At 27.6% G+C, this 22,934-nt stretch carries 15 protein-coding genes; 13 read left to right on the top strand and 2 right to left on the bottom strand.

Going from position 1 to position 22,934, the window contains the following annotated elements; all coding sequences use genetic code 4:
• The first annotated feature begins 217 nt into the window (after positions 1-217).
• The 6 genes from KW512_RS01660 (at position 218) to KW512_RS01635 (ending at position 7,399) form a co-directional block, all read left to right on the top strand.
• Positions 218-583 (top strand): hypothetical protein, encoded by a 366-nt coding sequence (locus KW512_RS01660; RefSeq protein ID WP_258841762.1) that lies wholly within the window; start codon positions 218-220, stop codon positions 581-583.
• Positions 555-2,357: a hypothetical protein gene (locus KW512_RS01655; protein WP_258841761.1), complete on the top strand. Its 1,803-nt coding sequence runs from the start codon at positions 555-557 to the stop codon at positions 2,355-2,357. Before KW512_RS01660 ends, KW512_RS01655 begins: the two co-directional genes overlap by 29 nt.
• A gap of 668 nt (positions 2,358-3,025) precedes the next feature.
• Positions 3,026-3,226, top strand: a complete 201-nt coding sequence (locus KW512_RS01650) for a helix-turn-helix domain-containing protein (protein WP_258841760.1) — start codon at positions 3,026-3,028, stop codon at positions 3,224-3,226.
• A gap of 32 nt (positions 3,227-3,258) precedes the next feature.
• Positions 3,259-3,465, top strand: a complete 207-nt coding sequence (locus tag KW512_RS01645; protein ID WP_258841759.1) for a DNA cytosine methyltransferase — start codon at positions 3,259-3,261, stop codon at positions 3,463-3,465.
• A 164-nt stretch (positions 3,466-3,629) separates the two neighbouring features.
• Positions 3,630-6,137 carry a DNA cytosine methyltransferase gene (locus tag KW512_RS01640; protein WP_258841758.1) on the top strand — a complete coding sequence of 836 codons (2,508 nt, stop codon included), beginning with the start codon at positions 3,630-3,632 and terminating at the stop codon, positions 6,135-6,137.
• A gap of 2 nt (positions 6,138-6,139) precedes the next feature.
• Positions 6,140-7,399, top strand: a complete 1,260-nt coding sequence (locus tag KW512_RS01635) for a restriction endonuclease (RefSeq protein WP_258841757.1) — start codon at positions 6,140-6,142, stop codon at positions 7,397-7,399.
• Positions 7,400-7,423: 24 nt separating this feature from the next.
• Here KW512_RS01635 and KW512_RS01630 read toward each other — a convergent pair whose 3' ends face one another.
• Entirely contained in the window at positions 7,424-7,741 is a 318-nt protein-coding gene (locus tag KW512_RS01630; RefSeq protein WP_258841822.1) for a KilA-N domain-containing protein, read from the bottom strand.
• Positions 7,742-8,919: 1,178 nt separating this feature from the next.
• Here KW512_RS01630 and KW512_RS01625 point away from each other — a divergent pair.
• The 7 genes from KW512_RS01625 (at position 8,920) to KW512_RS01595 (ending at position 21,367) form a co-directional block, all read left to right on the top strand.
• Positions 8,920-10,380 carry a hypothetical protein gene (locus tag KW512_RS01625; RefSeq protein ID WP_258841756.1) on the top strand — a complete coding sequence of 487 codons (1,461 nt, stop codon included), beginning with the start codon at positions 8,920-8,922 and terminating at the stop codon, positions 10,378-10,380.
• Positions 10,352-12,121 (top strand): hypothetical protein, encoded by a 1,770-nt coding sequence (locus KW512_RS01620; RefSeq protein ID WP_258841755.1) that lies wholly within the window; start codon positions 10,352-10,354, stop codon positions 12,119-12,121. The genes KW512_RS01625 and KW512_RS01620 overlap by 29 nt, the downstream gene beginning before the upstream one ends.
• Positions 12,122-13,089: 968 nt before the next feature.
• Positions 13,090-14,121, top strand: a complete 1,032-nt coding sequence (locus KW512_RS01615; protein WP_258841754.1) for an Mbov_0400 family ICE element protein — start codon at positions 13,090-13,092, stop codon at positions 14,119-14,121.
• Between the two features lie 190 nt (positions 14,122-14,311).
• Positions 14,312-16,039 (top strand): hypothetical protein, encoded by a 1,728-nt coding sequence (locus KW512_RS01610; protein ID WP_258841753.1) that lies wholly within the window; start codon positions 14,312-14,314, stop codon positions 16,037-16,039.
• A gap of 46 nt (positions 16,040-16,085) precedes the next feature.
• Positions 16,086-16,883 carry a DNA (cytosine-5-)-methyltransferase gene (dcm, locus tag KW512_RS01605; protein ID WP_258841752.1) on the top strand — a complete coding sequence of 266 codons (798 nt, stop codon included), beginning with the start codon at positions 16,086-16,088 and terminating at the stop codon, positions 16,881-16,883.
• Between the two features lie 297 nt (positions 16,884-17,180).
• Positions 17,181-18,917, top strand: a complete 1,737-nt coding sequence (locus tag KW512_RS01600; RefSeq protein ID WP_258841751.1) for a site-specific DNA-methyltransferase — start codon at positions 17,181-17,183, stop codon at positions 18,915-18,917.
• Entirely contained in the window at positions 18,917-21,367 is a 2,451-nt protein-coding gene (locus tag KW512_RS01595; protein ID WP_258841750.1) for a DEAD/DEAH box helicase family protein, read from the top strand. Before KW512_RS01600 ends, KW512_RS01595 begins: the two co-directional genes overlap by 1 nt.
• Positions 21,368-21,598: 231 nt before the next feature.
• Here KW512_RS01595 and KW512_RS01590 read toward each other — a convergent pair whose 3' ends face one another.
• The gene (locus tag KW512_RS01590; RefSeq protein WP_258841749.1) at positions 21,599-22,882 is read right to left on the bottom strand and encodes an IS3 family transposase; all 1,284 of its coding nucleotides are present in this window, start codon (positions 22,880-22,882) and stop codon (positions 21,599-21,601) included.
• Positions 22,883-22,934: the final 52 nt, after the last annotated feature.

Genomic DNA, 22,934 nt, shown 5'->3' with positions numbered 1-22,934 from the left:
AAAAATAGCAATTTTGTTAGAAAAATTTTGTTTATTTGCAAAAATGTGCCTGATTTTGAGCGGTTGGAAGTTTGCTAGCCCAATCAGAATTAGCCAAAATTATTATTAATAACTTGCTGCTAGTTCAATAAAAGCCGAAATGAATAAAAAAGATCGTTATAATATGGAGGAAAAATTAAATTCTCCTATTGATTTTTATTCGAACAATCGATAAGTTATGAAAAATCTGGCTGAAAAAACAAGAGATACAGCAAATTTGATTGTAGGAAACGGATGGCTACGAGGATGATCAAATAATAATTTAAATAAAGATCCTGGTTTTACTAAAGGTGCTTTTGTTACCGGAAGCGGACTTGCTCATGATTCTATTGATTGAACCGACCCTGATAACTTCTTTAAAACTACTCACAAAGATAAAGTTTCGAACAAAAATTCGAAAAAAAAGCGGCACATAAAAGTCTTTTTCCTCGGTTATCATGTAAGAAGAGCAAGATTTAAAGATGAATTTGTAGACAGGGATAGAATGTTAAATGTTGAAAAGGTACATTTTTTATATGGAACACCAATTAGATTTGATGTCTAAGGCAAAAAAACAATTAAAAAAACTAAAATATTTAGAAATTAATATTAAAAGTCGTTGTTCAGTTGAAAGTATAATTCAAGATTATGATCCTGAGTGTGAAGATAGGTCAGCCCGAATTCCTGATTTTTTATGAGTTTATGGTATGGATTTTTGTTTTGATGCAATTAACCCGATTGAGACAATTATTGGTATTGACTATAAACAGGATGACTATGTCTATAACTTAAAATTAGCAGATATTCCAAAAACTGTGTTTTTTTCTAAGGATCTTGAAAATTTCCATTTTTATAATGACATTAGATGTTTGATTGGTAGTCGTACTTATGAAGATCAAGAATATTGTCAAAAAAATAAAAATAAGAGTGGCGAGCCTGTTCCTCGAGTTTATTTTTCAAATACTTGGTACTACACTAAAGGTTTGAAAAAGGTTGTTGTTGCCTTTGAAAACTTTGATGATATTGAAAAATGTGAATTTTCAATTTCTTATCCTACCGTTTTTAGAAAAATATTTAAATCAGTAGAAAAATTAAAAGAAATTGAATCTTTAATAATTAAGGAAATCAAAGAAATTGTTCCTTATGCAAAGCCAAAAAATTTATCAAATTATCACGAAAAAATCTTTGATTTTTTATCAAAAAGATATGAATATAACTCAGAATATGTAGATATAAACAAACCATATTTAGGACAAAATGTAGAAAATATCTACAATTTATTATTAAAAGAGAATTATAATTTTGGCAAAAAAACCCAAATTGAACCAATTCAAAATGTATTTACTTTTGAAACTTATGAAAATTTGCTTAAAAAATTTGAAAAATACGGGATTAAAAAGCTTGATTTAAACATTGAAGACCGGGATAAATTTATTCTTAGTTGATTTGATAAATTCGGTCCGGAGTATCGAAAATTTTGCATCAACCTTTTTGGTAAAAAAGGCCAATTTTACTATGATAATTTAAATAAATGAACAAATAAAATTGAATTTATCTATTTGTTGCAAATTTTATTTGGCCCTAGATATTTTTTCCCCACCGAGAATGTTGAGCTTGTTGATCCAGATTATTTTATTTTACCAAGTTGAGCTAAACTTAAACTAGAAAATTTCCAAATTTTTTACTTTGGTGGGCAAGAATATGGACTTTTTGATGAAATAATTGCACAATTTGACTCAAAAAAACCAGTTTTTTGGTTTAAACCGTATTATCGTTCAGCTTATAGTACCGAGACTGGGTGAATTTCACCAATTTCCTTAAAAAATTTTATTTTATTGTATGTCCACGGGCAAAAAATTTATTACTGACTTGCCCATTCAAATTTATATGATGATATTTATCAAGGTAAATACCAAATTTTAAAATATTATTTTAAGGAAAAATTAGTCAAACTTGAACAAAATATTTTTCTGCGCGATAATCAAGATCCACAGTTATTTGTTTATTTTCCAAACAAAAATTATTTACATAAAAATGTAATTGAATCTTCAACTGAAGAACTAATTTTATTTCGTGATGCAATAAAACGATATCGTCAAGAAACTCCTGATGATTACTTATCATTTCAAAACTTTGTAAAAAATTCAAGTTTTTATAACGAGCAAGAAAAGAAATCGATTTTAGAAGAGCATTTTAATTTTTCTTTAAATAGTAGAGGCAAAAATTACTATTTTCAAGAGATTAAAAAGACAGATTTTCGCGGTGAATATAGTGAGAAAGCTCGTGATGATGAGAAAATGTTCGCTGATCTTTTCGATGGTGAAAAACTTCGAGGCTAAAAACTTTAAATTCTTTTTTTAAAATTTTTAGCTTTTTTATTTTAGCTTATTCAAAAATAAAAAATTTGTTAGAAAAATTTTGGGTATTTTTGCATATTTGTGTTCACTAAAAAGTGAATTTTTGCTGTCAAACTTGAAACTCAGGACTTAAAAATTCTTAAAAAAATTAGCGACTTGATTTTGTTTATTAAACTTGTGATTTACTCTTGACAAATTTAGAAGGTTTTCTTATTTTTTTACTAATAAGGTCAGATTTGATTTTCTAATATTTTTTCATTTGCATCATCTGCTTTATTTTTTTTACTTATTTAAAGTTATTTTTTATCTTTTTTTGGTATTAAAAAATGCAAGCAAAAGTGCTTGTATTTTACCTTAATTTGTGTTGCACTTGAACTTATAATTAAGCAAAACATTATCTATTTATAAATGCTTGTCTGTCAATTTTTGTTATATAGTTATATTTTTAATCTATAATTAATATGAAGTTCCGTCCAATTTGGAGCTTTTTTCTTTTTTTTGTTTTAAAAAAATAATAGGGAAAAAAATTTCTGTCACACAATTATTTTTTACCTTAATTTGTGTTGTGCTCGAACTTACTATTTAGGAACTTGAGGAAACTCAAGTTTTTTGTTATAATTAAACAAGATAAAAAGGCAAGAGGTGGGCGCATGAGCATATCATATGAGCCATTATGGAATCTTTTGAAATCAAGAAATATGAAGAAAAAAGATTTATTAGAAAAAGCAAATTTAACAACAAATTGCATAGCGAATATGTCAAAGAATGAGTATATATCATTAAAAAATATTAAAAAAATATGCGATGCACTTGAATGTAATGTAGAACAAGTTATTAGTTTTAAAAAATAGGAAGGTAATGATATGTTAAAATTTTTTGATTTTTGTTAGGAATCGGCGGGGCAAGAATTGGATTAGAAAACAATGGACTAGAGTGTGTTGGTCATTGTGAGATAGATGAAAAAACTGCAGAAACTTATAAATTATTTTTTAATGATGGTAGAAATTTTGGTGATCTAACCAAAGTTGATATCGACAAATTACCTAATTTTGATTTTATGATCGCTGGATTTCCGTGCCAAACATTTTAATTGTAGGTAAAATGCTAGGGCTTGAAGACGAAAAAAAAGGGGGGCAGATAATATACTCCTTAATTGAAATTATGAAACAAAAAAAGTAAAGTATTTTACTTTAAGAATTTATGAAGATTTGATAGATATTACTAGCAAAAATTATTGAAAGTGTGGAGGATAAAATGATTAATAATAAATTGACATATATTTCTTTGTTTTCATCTGCTGGGGTAGGTTGTTATGGATTTAAAGTTGAAGATTTTGAATGTATTGCTACTAATGAACTAATTGAAAGAAGACTTAAGATCCAAAAAATTAATAATAAATGTAGTTTTAATAGTGGGTATATCAGCGGAGATATCACAAATAAAAATATACAAAATAAAATCTATAATGAAATAAAATTATGGAACAAAATGGGTAATGATAGAGTTGATGTTGTTGTAGCTACCCCGCCATGTCAAGGAATGAGTGTTGCGAACCATAAAAAGAAAGATGATGAAATTGAAAGAAATAGTTTAATTGTCGAAAGCGTAAAGATAGTAAAAAAGGTTTTGCCAAGATTTTTTGTCTTTGAAAATGTGCCAGCATTTTGGAATACTGGATGCACATATAATTCTGAAGTAGTTTCAATTGGAAATATGATTACTTCAGAATTGTCTTCAGAATACATTATAGAAAACAGAATATTAAATTTTAAAAATTATGGGTCTAATTCCTCTAGAACTAGGACATTGGTAATAGGCGTTCATAAGTCAGAAAGTGATTTTATATTGCCACTAGAATTATTCCCTAACTATAGAAAAGAGAAAACATTAAGAGAAGTTATTGGAACTATGCCTGAACTATCATGGGGTGAATATGACAATACAGATTTTTATCATAGTTTTAGGGAATATCCTATTCATATGAGGGATTGGATTTCTAATCTCAAAGAGGGGCAAAGTGCATTTGATAATATAGATGATGTTAAAAAACCTCACAAGATTATTAATGGAGAAATAGTAATCAATAAATTTAAGAATGGGGATAAATATAAAAGACAAATTTTTGATAAAGTTGCACCATGTTTTCATACAAGAAATGATCAAATGGCAAGTCAAAATACCATTCACCCTAATCAAGACAGAGTATTTTCAATACGAGAATTAATGAAGATGATGTCTATACCAGATAGTTTTAAGTGGTCGGAGTTATCTTTAGATGATTTAAATTCTAAATCCTATAAAGAAAAGAAAGCCATCTCAAAAAAGGAAGAAATGAACATTAGGCAGTCTATTGGAGAAGCTGTTCCCACTGAAGTATTTAGACAAATTGCTAATAATATAAAAAAGCATCTTAGGCAAAAAAAAATTAGAGAGGTTGATATTAATAAAATAATTGATGAGGAAAAACTTGCTGATATTAGTAATTTGAAAAAATATGTTTTGAATAACAAGGATAGTGTCTGTTTTGAAAGCTTAGCTCGAATTATAGAACTATCGAATGCTAAAAGATATTCTCATTCTGCATTTTATACTCCAAAAAAAATATTAAATGAAATAGCCTCAGTATTACCTGACTTTGAAAAGGATGAGGTTCATATTTTAGAACCTTCTGTTGGAATCGGGAGCTTTATTCCCCTCATATTTAAAAAATATGATTATATAAAAAAAGTATCACTCACAGTAATAGATATTGACCCAGAAATGTTAGATATATTAAAAGTCCTGTTCGATAGTAAATCAATTCCTGTGAATTTTAATATTAATTTTATTAACGCAAACTACATGGATACAAAGTTTAATTTTAAATTTGACCTTATTATTGGGAATCCACCATTTACTAAATTAAGTTCAAAAGATATTTTGAAATACATTAAAAATAGTGCCTTTAGTAAGAATTTAACTAATTTGGCAGGATTATTCTTGGAAAAATCATTGTTAGATTCACACAATGTATCATTAATATTGCCAAAAAATTTATTAAGCAACGTTGAGTATATAGGAACTAGAAATATACTCAAAGAATACAATGTTGATTCTATATTAGATTTTGGAGAACTAGGATTTAAAGGTGTTTTAATAGAAACTATAAACTTAACAATAAATAATAAAAAAAATTCAAAAATATTGGTTAAATCACTAACCAAAAATGTTAAAATTATGCAACCTAAAAAATATATATTTTCTGACGATTTACCTTATTGGGTGATTTATAGAAATGATTTTTTTGATAAAGTTTCGAATAAATTGATATTTGACGTCTTTTCTGTATTTAGAGATAGACAAATCACATCTAAAATGCTTAATAACTCTTATAATGGTGATTCTGTACGTGTTATAAAATCTAAAAATATTTCTGATGATGGAAGTCAAATAGTTAATATTGAGGATTATGATTCATATATGGATTTATGTAAAGCCAAAAAATTAAGTGTATATAAATTCATTGACAGCGATGTCGTTTATTTAGCGCCCAACCTGACTTACAAACCAAGACTATTAAGAAAAGAAAAAGGCTATATTACTAATGGTTCTGTTGCAATACTTCGAAAAAAATATGACTTTGAAATATCAGAAAAACAAAGATTATATATTTCTAGTCAGGAATTTAGAAAATTTTATTCATTGGCAAGAAACTATCAAACTCGCTCATTGAATATTGACAATACAAGTGTGTATTGGTTTGGATTAAATAAGGAAGTCTAATAATGAGCATTTACTCTGATTTTTTAAATCAATTTGATTATGATGTAAGAAAAAGTAACGATGCTAGATGGATAGATCAAAAATGTACTTTTGATGTTGTGTCAATTATAGCGGATTGTATTATAGAATATGTGGAAAATGAAAATGAAGAATTTACAGTGTCAGATATATGGCATAGTGAATATTCTAGAAACAATGTTATTGAAATTTTTTCAAAACCTGACCCCGAATTAAAAGCAAGTAATGAGTATGATAAATATTTTGGCCAACCAATAAAATTATTGTCTTATAGCAAAATATTATCAACAAGAAAGGAAAATAATAGATATTTTTATAAGATTAATAACCAAGAGCTATTGGAAAATATAGCTTTAAGGCCAACAAATGCATTAAATTTTCTTTATGAGTATATAGTAAAAGTTTTAAAGGATAGCGATTTATATAAAAGCTTTGAAAAATTCTTTGAAATTCAAACTAAAGATTCATATAAAGATGTAAGGCAAGACTTTATTGATTTTACTATTGAAAATACTGCGATTAATACAGAAACAGAATGTGGGAGGATATTCACAAAAATAATAAATCTATTAGCATTTAAACTTAAGAAACAAGGCACTGAAAAAGGTAGAATGTCATCAAAAAATATTACTATGAATGACTTGTTGTATAATAGAGCTAATTGGAGAGATGAGTTAAGTGGTAAGGATAAATCGGTAACAAGAGAAGAATACGAAGACACTTTGGATCAAACTAGTTCTAAAGCTTATGCTAAATATGCTGTAAATAAAGCTAAAAAAGATCTAAGAAAATATAATGATAAATATTACAGTTCTAAATCTGAAATTAAGCAACAAACAGAAACAGTTAGTGCGACGCAAGCTCATCATATTTTCCCACAATCAGATTATCCGCAAATTGCTGCCTATAAAGAAAATTTAATAATGCTTACTCCTAATCAGCATTTTATTATGGCTCATCCAAATAATAATACTCAATATATCGATAAGGATTTTCAATATATTTGTTTATTAATAAAATCTAATAAGATAATGGATAATTTGGTTTCAGATTTATTTCCTAAATTTTATGATTTTTATGATTATATGTATGTTTTGAATACAGGTCTTGATACTGAAGAGTTTAGTGAAGTTGAATATTTGGATTTTGCTACAATAGTTAACAAAATAGACTATTTTTATAGGGACTACATTGATAATAATAAATATATTTCAGTAATTAATGATAACAAAATTGCTACATAGATGTGGTTAGTGGGGGGGTGTAAACTAGGACAAAAACCAACACCTATGCCTTAACTCTTTAGTCTGTTTTATTTCACTTGCATATTTATATGATAATTGTTCACTTGTTAAATCAGATAGCAGATGTTTCTTGATGGCATCTGTATAAATTTTGTAATTAATTTTGGAGATTTCACGATGTAAATTCCAAGTAAGGGATAACTTGGAATTTACATCTGGCTTAAGTCTTTTATAGTCTAGGATTAAATAGAACTTAAATTCTGCTGAAATCCAAGAAGCAAATTCCATGGCGATATCAGGATGGGCAAACGTACCTCCGCCTCTACTTGATTTAGAAACAATACCTATCGCATTTGTATTTTCAATCTATCTTTGTGGCGATAATGTAAAGGCATTGCTACCTACTTTCTTTTTAAAGGAGTCGAATTCGACTCCTTTAAAATTAGGGTTGTTAATAGTTTCCCATAGACCAAGGAATTAAATTGTATCTCTTAGCCTTAGTCAGTTTTTAACAACATCTTTTGGTTCATGAATATTTTTATACCTTGCAATATCTGTTAAGCTTGTATAATCATTTTCAAAATCTTTTGTATAAATTTGTATTTCAAAACCCCTTTGCCTCTAGTGTTTCTTTTTTTGTTTTTGGCAAAATATATCCCCTTCCTTTTCTTCTATGTATTGTTTACAATTATTTAAACTTTAAATAACTCTAAATAGTACATAGATTTTTAATTTTTATAGTTTTTAACTTTGGTAGAAACTTCAAAACCCTTGTATTTACCTGATAACATGCCTGTCTCTTTATTATGACACGAGCCAAGAAGTTAGACCATAAACTTTAATTGTTTCACACTCTTCTAAGTGATGATGGTCATTTAAAATTTCAATTTAGTCAAAATCAATTTATGGATAAAACAACAAAAATCATAAAAAACAACTACTATTTAAACTCAATGCAAATAGAAAACTCGTTTTTATTTGCATTGAGCCTAAAAAAATATGTGAAGTTTTGAAAGAACAATAAATAAAAGCCCTAAATTTATAGATTTATAAACGGTTAAATTTAAGGCATTCCATCATATTTAAAAATATAATGGATAATTCGCATTTTCTGAGTTTTTTATGGCAAAAACATAATTAATTCCCCCTTAATTCAATATCAAAATTTATTAATTTATTCTTAGTGACAATTATTATAACATAATTTTTTCTTAGACCAAACATTTTTTTTTTTTTTTGCAAAAGACTAATTTTAAAATAATAAAAATTAAGATTCTAGGTCAAAAAACACGGATTTACGGTTATTTTTGCATATCTATATTCACTAAAAAATGAATTTTTGCCATCAACTGGGAAACTCTCGAAAATATACCTGAATTTTAGTGCAGTTTATTTTTAGCAATTGATTAACATAATAACTTATTCTTTTAAAAAACAATTTTTTTAGGCATTTTTCCTAAAAAGTTTTTTAATATATGTTAAAATTTTAATACAAAAAATTATCGAAAAAAGGAAAAAACATGAAGAAAAAGTTAAAGTTTTTTAAGTTTATCACTAATATTGTTGCTTTCACTTCACTGACACTAAGCGTTTTTGGCCCGCTTTGACACTTTCAAAATACAAAAAGCTACTCAGATTTTAAACTTGAAACTCGTGATATAGATTTATCAAATTCAAAAAAACCGGTAAATTTTGATGATTTAGTACAAATTGTTTCGACCAAAAACCAACAAAATTCGCTTGTCATCAATGCAAATATTAAAAAAGCCAAAACACATCTAAACAAAACAAATACTAATTCAGACTCTCCTAATATAGATGATATTCAAATTCAAATTAATCAAGAAGGTGAGGTAATTTTAAATAGTGCTTCACTTGAATTTGTTAATAAAAAAGCTGAACTCTATTTTGAAGAAGGTGTACCAAAACTAAAATTAGAAGGTTATGTTTTTGACTTTAGAGAGCTTCAAAATCAAATTCGAGTTCAAAAAACCTTCTTTTTCCTTTTACCTTTTATTCCATTTATTTCAAATGCTGTCGCAGCTGCCATCACCGCAGTAGCAGTTACCACAGCTGCTGCGGTAGCTGTGGAAACTATTCCAAAGGTTGTTGATGATGTAGGTAGATGATTTGGGAACCGTGAAAGTTACTATCCGTCAGATAATTATGCCCCTGTTTCTGTACCAGCTGATAATAACCCTGTTACTTGAAGAACTGAAAGTTCAATTGTGGTTGACTTAGATAAATTACCAAAAGCAAAAGGTGAGCCTAGCATTAAAGAAATAGCAAATACAGCGACTTTAGAACTTTCTATTGTAAAAGCAAAAGAAAAGGAAAAATTAGTAAACTACACTGGAATCCATCCTGCCTGATTTTTCAATTTTCACAATGAAAAGTTAGAACCTCATTTTGTTATTAGTAAACAAGCAATTCCAGAACCTGCAGCCTGACTTTTAGCGGTTGGAAGTTTGCTAGCCCAATCAGAATTAACCAAAATTATTATTAAAAACTTGCTACCTAGCTCAGTAAAAGATAATAAAAATGTTTATGACCGTGAAAATATGGATAAGAAACTAAATTCACCTATTGATTTTTATTCATATAATAGATCAGTTATGGAAAATTTGGCTATAAAAACAAAATATACTGCAAATTTGATGGTAGGAAATAAAGGACCAAGAAACCCAAATTATAATTTAAATAAAGATATTGGTTTTGCTAATGATCGCTTTGTTGTTGGAAAAGGACTAGCTAGTGATGCTATTGATTGAACTGACCCTAAAAATGCGTTTAATATCGAACTAAATGATAAGAAAAATAAACAATCATACATAAAAATACTTTTTCCCAGTTATCACGTAAGGAGAGCAAGAATGATAAAGGGAAAATTCGAAAAGAAGGATTTTATACCAAGAGAAAAAATGTTAAATATGGAAAAGGTGCATTTTTTATATGGAGATGCAATTAGATTTAGTAACTAAGGCAAAAAAACACTTAATTAAATTAAAATATATAGAAATTGATATTAAAAGTCGTTGTTCAGTTGGTAACATGACTAGGGATGATGTTGATTCAACATCTAATTGTTATTATAAGAATTATCCATTTCCAAATTTTTTATATGATTACCTTTATGAAACCTTCAATCCCAATCCAATTGAAAGAATTATTAGTTTAAATTATAAACAAGAAGATTATGTTTATAATTTAAAACTGGAAGATATCCCAAAAAGTGCATTTTTTTCCAAAAAACTAAAATATTTCCATTTTTATAATGATATTAGGTGTTTAATTGGCAACTGAGATGACAACGAATATTGTGAAAAAAACGGAAAAGAAAATGTTGATTCTATCTCTGAACTTTATCCTTGGTATGCTTTTCATGACGGCAAAGGTTTTAAAAAAGTTGTTGTTGTCTTTGAAAACTTTGGTGATATTGAAAAATGCGAATTTTCAATCTCTTATCCGGCTATTTTTTGAAAAATGTTTAAATCAAAAAGCAAATTAAGAGAAATTGAAGCTTTAATTATTAAGGAAATTCAGGAAAGCGTTCCTTATGCAAAGCCAAAAAATTTAGCAAATTTCCGCGAAAAAATCTTTGATTTTTTATCAAATAGATATGAATATGATTCAAAGTTTGTAGATATAAATAAACCATATTTAGGACAAAATGTAGAAAAAATCTATAATTTGTTATTAAAAGAGAATTATAATTTTGGTGAAAAAACCCAAATTCAACCAATTCAGAACGTATTCACTTTTGAAACTTATGAAAATTTGCTTAAAAAATTTGAAAAATACGGGATTAAAAAGCTTAATTTAAACATTGAAAATCGAGATAAATTTATTCTTAGTTGATTTGATAAATTTGGTCCAGAATATCGAAAGTATTGTAGCGAACTTTTTGGTGAAGATGGCAAAAATTATTATGATAATGTGAATAATTGGGCAAATAAAATCGAATTAATCTATTTGTTGCAAATTCTATTTGGTCCTAAATATTGAGTTGAAGATTTAGATTTTTACCCCGATACACCTGATTTTCTTATTCTACCAAGTTGGGCAAAACTAAAACTTGAAAATTTCGAAATTTTTTATTTTGGCGGGCAAGAATATGGACTTTTTGATGAAATAATTTCCCAACTTGACTCAAAAAAGCCAGTTTTTTGATTCCAACCATTTTACTACTCCGCCTATGCAGCTGGCGAAGCACGGATTTTGCCAATTGCATTGAAGAATTTTATTTTATTGAATGTTGACGGTCAAAAAATTTATTACTGATTTGGCCATTCGAATTTATATGAAAATATTTATCAAGGTAAATATGAAATTTTAAAATATTATTTCAAACAAAAATTAGTCAAACTTGAACAAGACATTTTTCTGCGTGATGGCAAGGATCCTGCGTTCTATGTTTCTAGATCACCAAGGCAAAATAATTTAACTAAAAATGTCATTGGATCATCTATGGAAGAATTAATTTTATATCGAGATGCCTTGAATAAATTTCTAAAAGGAACAGACCATGAATTTGAGTATTTTACAGACTTTCTAGAAAATACTAATTTATATAGCCAACAAGAAAAAGAATTAATTTTAGAAGAACACACTCTCTTTTCTTGAGGTTCTGATGATTGGACTGAATATTATGATGAAATTGCAAGAGTAGATTTTCGTGGTTATAAAAGCAAAAAATATCTTGAGATAGAAGGAAAATCGTAGATCTTTTTGTTAATTAATGAATTTAAAGACAAAAGATTTAGGTTTATTTTTAAAATTCTTAACTTGTTTTTCTTTTTTATCTATTTAAAAATAGCAATTTTGTCAGTTGAAATTATGTTGACTTGCAAAAATGTGGCTCCCGAGTTTCCCGGTTTGGTAAGATATCTTAAAAAAGTGTCCTGGTTTATTTTTAGGTACTTTTTAACTTTTTGGCAAAAATTAATTACCTATTTTTTTTTTACTGTTTTATTAAGATATCAAAGCTAAAATCATACCTATTTCAAATATTTGGATCACTAGGAACACCATCGCGATTTTAAAATATCATTTACTGGTTTGAAGTGTTAAATTCATCCGTCTGTCTTAATTTTTGGTAGTGTTTTAACTAAAAAAGCTAAAATTTTGACTTAAAAAACAAAATTATGAAATTTTTAAACTACTTTTTTAGTTTAAAACACTAACAAAAATCATAAAAAATACAACTACTATTTAAACTCAATGCAAATAGAAAACTCGTTTTTATTTGCAGCGAGCCTAAAAAAATATATGAAGTTTTGAAAGAGCCATAACCAAAAGCCCTAAATTTATAGATTTCTAAACGGGTAAATTTAAGGCATCCCATTATATTAAAAAACATAATGGATAATTTGCACTATCTCATTTTATTAGACAAAAAACATAACTAATTCCCCCTTAATTCTAATCTCAAAATTTATTAATTCATTCTTAGTGATGCTTATTATAACATAATTTTATTTTTGACCAAGCATTTTTTTTTTTTTTTGCAAAAGACTAAATTTAAAATAATAAAAATTAAGGTTTTGCTGTCAAAAAACCCGGATTTATGGGTATTTTTGCATATTTGTATTAGGATTTTTTTAAATAAAGAGAAAATTTTAGGAAAATTTAACTTCTTTTCTTTATAATGTACCTTTAGTAACAATAAATTTTTATCCAAAGGAGTAATTATGGAAGGTCAAGATCCATTAAAACTAAAAAAATTTAGTCCTTTTAAAACTTTTGCTTTTAATAGTTTAGGCCAAAAAATAAAAGCAAGACCAGTCATTATTTTTCATGATACCGAAAATAATTATTACTATTATATTAAAGCTCGTGATGCTCGTTTAGATGATGGTACACTAAAAGAGCGTTTCAAAGGTGAAATTTTGATCCCAAAATCAGGCAAGGATAATACTTTATTTACAAAAGATTCTTATTTAGATTGTTCACAAATTTTTTATATGCGTGATAGTGAACTAGAAGAATTAGTTAAAAATCATCCGGATACAGAAATACTTGATTCAAAAGAATTAGAATTTGATCAAGTAGAAGAAATTTTTCACAAGATTTATGAATGTTTAAAATTTAAACCACCTTTTATTGTAATTTCCAAAGTTTCTTATGATTCAAAAACAGAAACAACTAAGTCCGAAGTTCAATATGCTAGTGATGAGCATTTAGAAAAGGATTATGAAAAAATAAAAGTCAAAACAAATGAAATAGACGAACTAAAAGATAGATTACAAAAGAAAAAAAGGCAAATAATACTAGATTTATTTGAAGGCGTTTTGTATGAAGCTTGAAACGAAAATTGAGAAGAAAAAGTGTATAACCCTTTATTTGAATGAATAAAAGAAAATGAATTTATCCAAAATGGATTAAATTCAATGGAAATTATTCATGAATATAGTAAGTTATCAAGACCATTAGTGCCAACAACAATTAACGGTAAAATAATTTATGCTAGCTTAATTAATAACAAATGGCATGATGGAAGAGATTATAGCTTATCTAAAAAAATAATAGACTCTGATTATAATTTTATGCTTGATTGATTTGAAGAAAATGATTTGGATACAAGCACGGAGTCATTTAACCAATTTCGTGAATCAATGCAAGAAGAACATGGTTTAACTGAAGTTTTTTATTATTATAAATTAGAGAATCAACTTAAACAAGAAGAAAAATTTAAAAAAGATGGACCAAAAATGAAAATGTAAAAAGGAGAAAAAATATTGAACTTGTACAATTAATTCTCGCTATTTTTCACTAGTTTTTTTGTCTAACTTTGGAATTTATATTAAAACAGTTAGCCAAACAAACAAGATAAAAGCATTTATTTTTAAAACATCAAGCCGCAAAGCAAATTTAACTTTTTAATAATAACTTGTTTAATTTATGGAGTAATTTATGTTACATTTGATCTATAAAAAATTAAAAAAACAAAAAATTTTATTACTAACTACTAGTTTTTTAGTACTACCAACTTTGATAGTTTCTTGCACTGATCCTCATCAGGAATCTCCAAAAAATATTTCTAAATCGCCTGGATCTGGGCAAGGAGATACCAATCCTGGAAATACTAATCCTGATCCTATTGAAAGAAACAACCCCAAAACCGCAGATCCCCAAAAAGGAAGCCCAATCCTAGAAGACAATTCTGAAATAATTACTAATTCAGTTCTGGGCTTTAACGGACAAAAGAAAAACCCCAAAGTAGCAAAAAACCGTTTTGATGTTACCAAAAACTACACCGAAGAAATCCCTAAGGCAAGTTTTATTCTTGACAATGGTGGCACTGGAAAATACGGACTCTTGCCTTATTGATATTATTTACAATCAATTCCTAAATATTTAGAAAAGAATAATTATATTATTAATAATAAATATAATAGAGAAGAATATTTAAAAAGATTAGAGTATTTTAATACAGAAATTAGGGATTATTGAAGTCGTAATTTAGTAGACTATAAAGCTGGCGGCAAGCGTGGCGAAGTCCAAGTTTGAAAACAAGGACTAGCCAATCAGTATAAACAATTCCTCAAAAAAAATGATAAAGAAAAAGATGACAATAATATTATTTTACCCGTTGATCTGACTGATGATGATAAAATAGATCTGTCAAAAAACTTTGACGATGATAAATATTTTTCAATAATTAAGTTTGAACTTGATAAATACAACGCCCAAGTTCCTGATGAAATGAAATATAATGTCGTCTTTGACTTTTTACTTGCCAACCAAAGAGCTTGACCCTCTACGGTTGATAAACTTGTTTATGGTGCGAAGAACAAACTTGATGAAGCCCGACTATTTCGTGACGATCTTTATATTGAAAAAGGATATAAGCCTAGCCAGCCAGAAAGACTATGATACGAACTTGGCTGATTTATGCTTCGCCCACAACGGATTATAAGTTCCGCCGGCATCGCCCAAGAAGTTTTAGGAAGCGTTTATCAAATTGAAAAAAATCTTTTTAAATTAACAAATAAAAATAAAAATATTGGTGAACAATTGAGTTCTTCTATGGTTCGCCCAATCACAAACTTTATAGAAGCGCTTGCTAATTTTTTAACTCCAAAGCATCATTTGGGTCTACGAAAAGACTTGATTTTTAATATTGATATCTCAAATAACGCAGATGACCAATCGCTAATCAGTGACTTTATTGAATATTACAACCAGAAACTTGTGCCAATAATTTGAAAAAATAATTTAAAACAACAAAACACCGCACTAAAAATAATACCCCTAACAAAACACCTCAAAGACCTCAAAGATGATTACTTTTTTAACAAATATCTTGCTCCTTATTTGCCAGAAATTAAAGAACTAACAAGCGAAGAAGACATCAAAAACGACCAAACACTTGATGAAGAAGCCAAAACAAAAGCGATTGAAGAAGCCAAAAAAGCTGGCATCAAAGCATGAAAAGATTGGCTAAAAACCTACCAAGACAAATACTCAATTCAGTTTAAAGAAGAACCAGGAATTGACAACGAAGACTTTGACCACGAGAGTTTATCCTCTGTTGCCAAACCAGATCCAAGTCAAAGCGCTAGTTCAGATAGTACAGAAACAACAACCGTTGGAAGCGAAGAAACCCAAGAAGAAACCGAAGCTCTGTCCACAAACTAATCCAATTTTTAAACTTTTAAAATAAAAAACAAAAAGAGAATAATCAATGCGACAAACAAAAAATCACATATTGAATACTAACGACAGTGATAAAAACACTTTGACTACTTTTCTAAACAAAGATAAACAAAAATTAAGATTTGTTGATTTATTTGCTGGAATTGGTGGTTTTCATCAAGCAATCGAGAGTGTTGCCAAAAAGAATAAGTTTGATATTGAATGTGTTTTTGTCAGTGAAATCGATCCATATGCGATTACTACTTATATTAATAATTTTAATGTTGACCAGAATAAAATTATTAATATTAAAGACCTTGACAACAACGCTAGTCAAGTTCCTGATCATGACTTTTTATTTGCCGGTTTTCCTTGTCAAGCTTTTTCAAATGCTGGTAAAAAATTGGGATTTTTAGATGAAATCAGAGGGACTTTATTTTTTGATATCGTAAAAATTTTAAAAAATAAAAAACCAAAATATATTTTGCTCGAAAATGTCAAAGGACTGCTCAGTCACGATAAAGGAAAAACTTGAAACACAATTGTTAAGATTTTAAAAGATGACTTAGACTATATGATCCCAGAAAAACCCCTTGTTTTATCACCTAATGATTTTGGAATTCCACAAGATCGAAAAAGAGTTTATATCCCTGGTGTGCTAAGAACAAAAACTAATAATCCCTCAAATTTTTTAAACATTGATGACCTCCCCAAAAACAAAATTAATAACCCTTTAAATAATAAAAATGTTTTCGAAGTTAAAGATTATATTTGGAATAATTTTCTATTAGACGGTGTTGATGATAAATATTATTTGAACCCAAATAATGAATTTAACAAATATTAAATAAGTAGAAAAATTTTAGACAATTAGTTTTTTATGTATTATTTTCCCGGTTTCCCAGTTTGATAAGACAATTTTAAAAAAGTCTCCGTTTTTAGGCGATTTTTTAATTTTTTTGGCAAAAGTTAATTACAATTTTTTTACTGATTCATTAAAATATCAAAGTAAAAATCATACCTATTTTAAATATTTAGATAACAAAATTATTGACACTCCCACAAGCTAAAAGTAATTTAATAAAAATATTTTTTTATTCTTATCAAGTATAATTATTAAAAATAATAAATATATGGAGGATTTATGAGTAGCTTAAAAACTTTACAAGAATACAAAAATGATATTAAAAATATGTCTAAAAGTCTTTTAAATGATGACCAAAAGAATTTGATTATCGAAATATTAGAAAATTCTAAGACAGAAAATTTAGACAATATATTCCAATTATTAATTCAAAAAGTAAAAATTGGTTTTACTTTTGATGTAGCACCTAGTGTTGATACAACACAAGTTGCTCTATTAACAAAAGACCAAAAAATGTCTTTTGTTAATGATTATTCAAAACATCAAAACAATAATTTAATTATTGGCGAGAATTATGATGTGCTTAAGAATCTACTAGCTCTAGAGAGAGAGAGAGAGAGAGAGAGAGAGACCGCGACCGAGGCGCTAAGCGCTAACTACGATATTATCTATATTGACCCTCCATACAATACAGATACATCAAAGACTGACGGCAATCAATTTTATAGTGAAAAAGATGATGTAAAAGCATCTAAATTTATTTATCGCGACAAATTTAGTCGCAATGGCTGACTAAATATGATGAATGAGCGATTAAAAATGGCTCGCTCATTATTAAAAGATGATGGTGTTATCTTTGTTTCAATTGATGACAATGAACAAGCATATTTAAAAGTCTTAATGGACGAAATTTTTGGTGAAGAAAACTTTGTTGCTAATTTAGTATGACGAAAGAAAAATACTGGTGGTGGCTCTGATAAATCCAAAATTGAAGTAGAAACAGAGTTTGTAATTTGTTATTCAAAAAATAACCAACCAATTTGAAATAGTCACCCAATCAATAAAGAAGATTACAAATTTGAAGATGAATACATCAATGATCGCGGAAAATATTATTTAACTGATTTGGACCATGTTTCTTCTTCGAGTTCTTTTCAATATTCCGCGTCGCTGGATTATGAGATTCAGGCTCCAGATGGATCAATGTTTAAAAATCACAGAAATATAAAAAATCCAATGTCTTATCGGTATACCTTAGGTAAAGATTTGTTTGATTTTTCTTTCAATAATGGCTTTATCGAAATACAACGAAAAAAAGCAAAAGATGGAACTGAATATTGAAAAGCATATAAAAAAAATTATGAAAAAGTCATTATCAAAAGAGAAGAACCTTATCAAATCATCCCTAGAGAAAAAGGTAGAAACTTCTCAAACTTAATTTGCGATAGTAAAATAACTACAAGCAATGGAAAAAGAAATTTAATTTCAATAATTAAAAATAAAGATAAAGATAAAGATGAAGACAAAGACAAAGACAAAGACTTTCCTTTTCCAAAGCCAGTGGGACTAATTAAATATATAATCAATTTAATATCTAACAAAAATGCTCGTATTTTAGACTTTTTTGCTGGTTCAGGCACTACGGCACATGCTGTTTTGGAACTTAACCAGGAAGATGGTGGAAATAGAAGCTTTACAATTGTAACTAATGATGAAAATAACATAGGAACCAATATTTGTTATGAACGAATTTACCGAATCAACAATGGAATAGGTACAAAAGGCGAAAGTTTTAACTGAACACAAAAAAATCAACCCTTTAAAGCCAATCTAAATGTGTTTAAAACGCAGTATTTTGATACATCAATAACAAGCACGCAAAACGATTTGATTAAAAAGACTTATTTAGAGATGCTAAAAGATTTTAATATCAAAGATATTAATGAAAATAATATTAATGAACAAAATATTTTAGTATCCTTATGCGCTCTAAAACCAATTAAAAAAGGAGAATAATGGTTTTATCAAAAATCCAAGAACGTGCTGTTAGTGAATTAATTAACTGTTATAATGATTTTTTAAATAGCGATGAAGATGTTAACAAAAAAATCGTTTGTTTTAAAGCGCCAACTGGTAGCGGTAAAACCTTTATGATGGCTAATTTTATTCATAGAATTATTGAAAATAATGCTAATGACGGTTCGCCACATAAATTAGTTTTCATTATTGCTACACTTTCGTCGGCGGATTTACCTTACCAAATGGAGCAAAACTTGCTTGATTATAAACATGTTTTACAAGCTAATTATCAAGTTATAAAAGTTGATTCGCCAGGTGCTAGTGAGTCAAAAAATAAATCAAAAAATAAATCGAAAAATAAAAATGCATCGAAAAAGAAAAGGGACTATGACCCACAATTGCATGCTGAAGCTAATAATGTATTTATATTTGGTAAATCATCATTTGGTAAAAAGCGGATTTTAACTGAACATGGGATATTTGATGCATTTTTAGACCAAATAAGAAATGAAGATTACCGCTTAATTTACATTCGTGATGAAGCACACTATGGGGCGAATGAAACTAAAAGTAAAAAAGAATTTGAGTCTAAAGTTAGTGGTTTTGCAAGTTATGTAATTAAAATGACTGCTACTCCAGATTTTTGTCCTAATATTGTGTCTATTGATGAAAAAGATTTTGAAAATGATAATATCAAACTAATTAAAAACAACCCTGTTTTCAATGATTCAATTAACGATATTGATATTGATAAAATTGATGATATGCAAATTCTTGAGTTAGCTTGCAAGAAGTTTAACGAAATTAAAGATAAATACGCTCATAACAACAAAGAGGCATTAAATGTGCGACCAGCAATGCTTATTCAGGTTGATAGCGAAATTGAAGACCAAAGTGATGAATTTCAACAATACATCGCTAACTTAATTAAAATTTTAGAAAAGCACAATTTAAGTTGGGTTAAATATTTTTCAAATGACAAAAATGACAAAATCACATCAAATAAATTAATTGATTCTGATTTAAAAATTTCATTGAAAGAAATCTCAAGAAAAGGCGCTAATTATGATGTTATTTTATTTAAAATTGGTCCAGCAACTGGCTGAAACATACCGCGAGCGTGTATGCTAGTACAACTTAGAAAAGTTGCATCAAAAGTTTTATCAACTCAAACAATTGGTCGCATCAAAAGAGTACCAATTCCAATGCCAAGACATGAATTTGATGATAAATCAATTGCAAACACTTATTTTATTTATTCAAACCACAAAGAAACAAACAAATCTCGCATCCAATATCAATTGCAAGATGAATACAAAAATACCCAATTTGTTTATGGACAAATCAACACAGAAGCCATTAAAAAACAATTAAATAGTGCGAAATATAATGAGCAAATAATCAAAAATGTTTTTAATAAAGAACGTTTTCTTGAATATCAACAAAACTATTTAAAAGATTATAAAAAATACCATTTTTTAGATGGTAAAACTTCAACATACGGTGATAAAGTAAAAATTGATACAAAAATTACTAACTCAATTGAGCTTGAATTATACGTAATTGGCCAGTTAAATAAATTAAGAAAATATTTACCAAATGAATTGATAAATAGTATGCATCGGAAAATGTTGGACGAAAAAAATGGTGAATATTTAATTGACAAAAATATGTTTTGTTACATTCTTATCAAAAAATTTCTTGATAGCATCAAACAAAACTATCAAAATTGTTTAGAAAAAACAGTAAATTCAACAAAAAATCAAATTTTTGAAATTAAAGAAAGCAAAAATTTACCTGATAAAATTTTTATGACTATTTCTGATAACAATAAAAATAATAATATTGTTATTAAAGATGCAAGCAAAATCAAGTACGCTTACATTCCAATTGACCCAAGTCAAAATAATTACTATTTTGATTCAAATTCTGAGACTGCTTTTGTTAAAAACATTAATGATTCTCTATCCAAAAGTAATGACAATGTTCGATTATGAACTAAAAACCCACTATCTAGCGACATTTCATTTCAGTACTTTGACAATGATGATGAGATTTTAGCTTCATTTCCCGACTTTATTTTTGAAATAAAAAGTAAAAACGATGTTAAACATTATTTATATATGGAAGTCAAAAGTATTAATGATTACAACCCTGAAAAAACAAAGAAATTAATTGAATCTTATAAAAAATATATTCAAAATCAAATCGATTCAAGTGAAAATAAATCTTTTAGTAGTGAAATTAGCATTGCTGTTTGCTTTGTTAAAACCGAAAATAATGAAGACAAATTTTACTTAATAGGCGCAAGCACTAATAAAGAATTTAACAACAAAATCAATTTAGAAGTGCCATCAAACTTAGATGAAATTATAAGTAATCCAAAAAAATACATTACATATGAAAACGCCATAAATATAATTGATGATGCATTAAATATTGATTAGTTTATCGAACTTTTTCAAAAAAATTAAATCACAACACAGTATTTAGCCAATTACTGTGTTGTTTTTATAAAAAAATTAGAACCAAATTCTATTAAATAAGTAAAAAAAAATTAACAAAAGCACAGCACTCAAAATCTTGACAAAAAACTAGTTGCCTGATTTTTTTCTACTAACTTACAATTTTAATGTATTTAAATTTGTCTTCAATTGTGAATTTGTATTGTTTCATTTTTACACACCTTTTTTCGAATACGTCTGAAATTGGTGTACTAACTTACTTGGAGTTTTATATGATAAGCAACTTTGAGGTCTTTCATAGTTATACCAATCAATAAATGAACTTATTTTTTGATAAGCGGTAGCCACATTTTCAAAATTTTGACCCTCAATATTAATCAATTCTCGTTGAAAAACCGCATAAAAATATTCAATAGGGCGGTTTGCAAGGGCATTTCCTTTTGGTGACATTGATTGTTGGATACCATTTTGCTTTAAAAAATTAGCAAATTTGTAGTTCGCATATTCCACACCATGATCTGAATGGAAAAATTTTGGTTTAATATTATACTTTTTGATTGTTTGTTTTACTAAGTTTATAGTTTCTTCTGAAAATCTTGTTTTAGAAATTGAAAAATTTAGCAGGTAATTGGATTTTGTTTCAATAATTGAGTGTAGGTAAAATCATTCGTTGTTAATTTTGATAAATTTAATATCAGCAAACCATTTTTCACCAAAATTTTCTGAGCTAAATTCACCTTTGATATGATCTTCAGCCCAAATTCGTGTAAACTTTTTCTCTTTTGGAGCTGGTTTTCCTTGCCTTTTATAAGCTAGTGATTTTAATCCTAAAAATTCGTAATGTTTTTGAAACACGTACGTGGATACATAATTTCCCTGATTTATGTAAATATTATATAGGACGTCACGGCCTTTAACTTTTCGATTTAAATTGAAATTTTCAAGAATTCACTCAAGTAATTTTTCATCATAAACTATTTTCTTTGGTGGTTTTTTTGCCCTTATTTTCTCATAAATCGAAGTGCGATTAATATTAAAAACACTGCAAATTCTAGTGCAATTTTCGATTTTATCTTTATCTTTATCTTTCTCTTGTTCTTGTTTTAGTTTTTTGAGCTCCTCAAGAATAATTGCGGGGTCAATTCCGGATCTTTTAAGAACCCTCTCCACTATTTCTTGATAAATTCCACGATCATTTTCAGAAAGATCGTTAATTGTATATTTCTTTTTTGGTTTACGCGGAGATTTAATTTTTCCACGAGTACTTATTAGACTTTTCATATCATTATTATAAAACTTTTTTTGCCAATTTCTTATCAAATTATTAGCATATATATGCAACATTCATTCTTTATCCGCTTTTTTACTTTTAGATTTGTTTTTGTAAATTTCTCTAAATTCTTCTGCAAAATGCAAAATTGCGTTTTTTAACCCTTTAGATTCGGCAATTTTGATATATTTAAATTTCTCTTCAATTGTGAATTTGTATTGTTTCATTTTGACACACCTTTTTTTGAATGGTCTGAAACTAGTATACTAACTTATATAT

Origin of the sequence: Mesomycoplasma ovipneumoniae (assembly GCF_024758565.1) — a bacterium.
Taxonomy (GTDB): Bacteria; Bacillota_I; Bacilli_A; order Mycoplasmatales; family Metamycoplasmataceae; genus Mesomycoplasma; species Mesomycoplasma ovipneumoniae_B.
The sequence above is the reverse complement of the archived record's forward strand: the minus strand, read 5'-3'. Positions and strand labels throughout refer to the sequence as shown.